The organism is Pantoea sp. SIMBA_079, from assembly GCF_046940275.1.
In the GTDB taxonomy this organism is placed as follows: Bacteria; Pseudomonadota; Gammaproteobacteria; order Enterobacterales; family Enterobacteriaceae; genus Pantoea; species Pantoea borealis.
In genome coordinates, this window is sequence record NZ_JAWRYR010000043.1 from 1 (window position 1) to 545 (window position 545).

General features: G+C 53.6%; 1 protein-coding gene. It reads left to right on the forward strand.

What is annotated here, in order from left to right; all coding sequences use genetic code 11:
* The coding region (locus tag SB719_RS18990) for a relaxase/mobilization nuclease domain-containing protein (protein WP_412159582.1) at positions 1 to 545 on the forward strand (545 nt) is incomplete at both ends.

Genomic DNA, 545 nt, shown 5'->3' on the forward strand with positions numbered 1-545 from the left:
CCAAAACGTCGCGACAAAAAGACCAGCTTCAGAAAGCTCGTTGAATACGTCAGCACGCGCGAAGAAAACAAAAATGCCGAGCAGGTTAAGCCTGAGCCTGCGCATACTCCGGATGCCGGTCATACGGCGACTCCGGGCTTTGGCCAGCTCGTTGACTACGTGGGCCGTAAAAACGTATCGCCCGTTTCTGAAATTATCAGCATTTCACCTGAGGGCATTCAGCGCGTGCTTTCAGGTGAAGTGCTGTGCGAAACCAACTGCTTTTCGCTTGAAGCCGCAGCGTCAGAAATGAACATGACCGCGATGCAGAACCGCCACTGCAAGGATGCGGTTTATCACTTTATCCTCTCGTGGCAGAGCGATGAAAACCCTTCTCCTGACGCCGTCTTCACCTCAGTGCGCTACAGCATGGCGCAGCTGGGGATGGCAGATCATCAGTACGTTGCCGCCATTCATAAAGATACCGACAACGTTCACTGTCACGTGTCCGCTAACCGCGTTCATCCGGTCACGTTCCGCGCACAGAATATGTGGAACGATGCAGA